The following is a 3,529-nucleotide window of genomic DNA, read 5'->3' on the forward strand; positions in this document are numbered from 1 at the left end:
CTTGAGCCGTGCCCGCGGAAAGCGTCGGCCGGAACGGAGAACAACGTTTTCCATAAAAAATCGTCACTTCATGAAAAATCATAAGTGACGATTTTTTATTAGCTAGGGTTTTGTCCCAAGCTCTTTTAATTTTAATAATGATTTGTTTTTCCATTTGAAAGGACAACTTAATTAGGTTAAACTAGGTAAAGGAAAATGGAGGTTATACATACATGGGTGGTTCTGTATCAATTGTTCAATTAGTGATCTCGATTGTACTATTTTTTGTTATGTTTTTTGGAATCGGTTTCTTATTAAATATGCTTCTTCGTATGACATGGTTAATGACGATCTTATATCCGATTGTCGTTATTTTTATTATTGATGAAGTGAGTTTTTTAGATTATATATTCAAACCTACTGTCGCATGGCCTGCTTTGTGGGATAAAGTTTTATCTCTTCAAGTGGTGGATATCGCCATTTTGTCTGGTGGATTTGTAGGTACAATTGTTGCGGGTATTGTTATGATTATATTAAGAAAGAACGGTTATCGAATGTTTTAAAAAAGGATATATCCAAAAGTGAAAGACGCTTTTGGATATATCCTTTTTATATGATGAAAGAATAAAATATGAAGGAAATTAGAATACCAGTTATGGCACCAGATAATACTTCATTCGGCTTATGACCTAACAATGTTTTTAATTCTTCGTGTTTTTCATGTTCATGTTTATCAGTCCAATGTTTCATATCCCTAAAGAATATGGTTAACTCTTGGCGTATCTTGTTTAACATAGCTGCATGTTGACCTGCCTGATATCGTACGCCGCTAGCATCATACATTACGATTCCAGCAAACAATGCAGCAATGGCAAATACAGGTGAGTCAAAACCGGTCTCGTATCCGATTGCAGTAGCAAGACTTGTCACTGCAGCTGAATGAGAACTAGGCATGCCGCCTGTAGACGTTAAAAGAGACCAGTTAATTTCTTTTGTAAACAAAAAATGTATGGGTACTTTAATAAATTGTGCAAAAAAAATTGAGAATATCGCTAGAAGTAATGGTGCGTTTTGAAATATTGCCAAACCGTAAAAACCCTTCCTTTCACGTCTTTCCATAAGTATAGCATAACTAATATACAACAATTAACGTTTTGAAGTAAAAAATTTCTTAATTATTTAATTTTTTTGTTAGCGAATTTGTTTAGGATATGAGACAAATAAAAGGAACTTCAAAGCAATTTTGGCTTCATGATACTAGTCCACTTCTTAATAAAAATTGGGTTATACTTATAGTGGATAGATATATTGAAGCTCGTATACGATGAATTCTATTTGGAGGTTAAAGATGATTATTCAAAAAGAGAGAAAATCCTTTGAACAAATATCAACTGAATTGTTAATTGTGGGAGTTCAAAAAAACTGCGACCATATTAAAGGATGGAAAGAATTCGTATCATTTTACGGAGAACATGTTGAAAAATGGATTCGTACGGGAGATATCGAAACGGGGCGCAAAAAATTAACAAAGATTCCTTATTTGGGAGCTAATGAACATTTACAACGAATATTATTTGTAGGATTAGGTGATACGAAAACATTAACGCGTAATGAATTGCGAGACACATTTGGATTAGTGGGCAAAAAACTTCGGGAGATGAAAGCGAATCGATTTACGATTTGGTTAGAATCTTTTACAGCAGATCCTATTCAAGAAAAAGATATTGCGTTTTTATTTGCTGAAGGGAGTGGCATGGGATTTTATCAAGTTCCCCATTATAAAACAACTTCTAATGAACCGGAAGTTTATTTGGATGAAGTTCAATTCGTTACGAATGCAGATATTGATGAAATTGTTGAAAGCTACAAACTCGGAAAGATTTACGCAGATGCAGTGAATGAAGCAAGAACGTTGGTGAATTTGCCACCGAATATATTGAAAGCAACTGATTTAGCGGAATATGCTGTGAATTTGGCAAACAACTATGGCTTTGAAGTAGAAATATTAAATAAGGAACAACTCGAAGAATTAGGAATGGGAGGCATTTTAGCGGTAAATAGAGGCTCAACGAATGAACCGAGAGTTATTACATTAAAATATAAGGGAACAGAAGAATGGAAAGACGTAATTGGATTAGTTGGAAAAGGAGTAACTTATGATACAGGAGGCTACTCCATCAAATCGAAAACTGGAATGGTAGGCATGAAAGGAGATATGGGGGGAGCTGCATCGGTACTTGGAGCCATGAAAATTATTGGAGAAATGAAGCCAAAAAAGAATGTTGTCGCAGTTATTGGAGCAACTGACAACATGATTTCAGGAGATGCCTTTAAACCTGATGATGTCATCACGACTTACAGTGGAAAAACGGTGGAAATTAAAAATGCCGATGCAGAGGGCCGCCTCGTTTTAGCCGATGCAGTCACTTATGCAAAACAACAAGGAGCCGATTATTTAATTGATGTGGCTACGTTAACAGGCGGGGTCATCACAGCTTTAGGATATGATAAAACGGGCGCATTATCGAATAACGAAGCGTTTTTCGATGCTTTTATTGAAACAAGTGTGAAAACTGGAGAATTTGTTTGGGGCATGCCGCTTACTGAAAGGGATAAAAAACGCATCCGTGATTCACAAATTGCAGATTTAAATAACTCTCCTGGAAGCGATGGACATATGATATTTGCAGGTGGATTTGTTGGAGAATTTGTAGAAAATACACCTTGGATTCATTTAGATATTGCCGGGACATCTGATACTACAAAACCCCATGAGTTGGGGCCAAAAGGTGCAACAGGTGTGATGGTTAGAACACTTGCGACATTTATCAAAGATTTTACATTTCATATATGATAAATGTTCACATTAGGCAATTCACATAGCTTCGCCTCTTTTTCTTACATATGTTATCAAAGAAAAGGAGGTTTACTATGACTGGTTATCGCCATTATCAACGTCCTGGATACCATCATCGTGATGGATTTAGTAACTTTGGCTATCCGTTTATTGGTGGATTTTTAGGTGGTTTATTAGGAAATGTCTTTTATCCACAGCAATTTTATTATCCACCTAACTATCCATATTATCCTTACTATCCATACTACCCTCCGTTTTACCCGCCATTCCGCCGTTATTAAAAAAGGAGTGCGTTCAATCGCACTCCTTTTTGTGTGCGCCCGGCATGTACATGAACTATAGGGTGTAAGTCCCGAACCCCGAAGACAGAAGTAGAGGTTAGCCAAGAGTAAGGGTGTCCGTGGTGACGCGGATTCTGAAGGAAGCTGGAGGCAAAACACCGGTCCGAGGAACACGAACCTCATATAAGGCTAGGTATGATTGAGTGAGTTTGCACAACAAAACAAAGCTCTTTCTGTCGAAGGTCATATCGAGTAGATGAGGCGGATAGATGGTGTGAAAGTGCTTGTACTTACCCGGGGAGGTCTGGCGGATATGTGAAGTACGCTTCATAACCTACTTAGTGATAAGTAGCTGAACCGTCAGAAGTCAGCAGAGGTCATAGTATTAGTTGGTTTAGAACTACTAAGAAGG

4 protein-coding genes are annotated in these 3,529 nt (G+C 37.2%); 3 read left to right on the forward strand and 1 reads right to left on the reverse strand.

Annotation, left to right across the window (positions count from 1 at the left end; genetic code table 11):
- Positions 1–212: 212 nt before the first annotated feature.
- Entirely contained in the window at positions 213–542 is a 330-nt protein-coding gene (locus HF990_RS14665; RefSeq protein WP_016839300.1) for a YuiB family protein, read from the forward strand.
- A gap of 46 nt (positions 543–588) precedes the next feature.
- Here HF990_RS14665 and HF990_RS14670 read toward each other — a convergent pair whose 3' ends face one another.
- Complete coding sequence (locus HF990_RS14670; RefSeq protein WP_016839301.1) at positions 589–1,065, reverse strand: divergent PAP2 family protein; 477 nt, start codon at positions 1,063–1,065, stop codon at positions 589–591.
- Positions 1,066–1,327: 262 nt separating this feature from the next.
- Here HF990_RS14670 and HF990_RS14675 point away from each other — a divergent pair, with 262 nt between their 5' ends.
- Both HF990_RS14675 and HF990_RS14680 read left to right on the forward strand, forming a co-directional pair.
- A complete protein-coding gene (locus tag HF990_RS14675) occupies positions 1,328–2,833 on the forward strand; it encodes a leucyl aminopeptidase (RefSeq protein WP_016839302.1) in 1,506 nt (501 codons plus the stop codon).
- Positions 2,834–2,910: 77 nt separating this feature from the next.
- A complete protein-coding gene (locus HF990_RS14680) occupies positions 2,911–3,117 on the forward strand; it encodes a hypothetical protein (RefSeq protein ID WP_016839303.1) in 207 nt (68 codons plus the stop codon).
- Positions 3,118–3,529 lie beyond the last annotated feature (412 nt).

Source organism: Ureibacillus thermosphaericus (genome assembly GCF_012396605.1).
GTDB lineage: Bacteria > Bacillota > Bacilli > Bacillales_A > Planococcaceae > Ureibacillus > Ureibacillus thermosphaericus.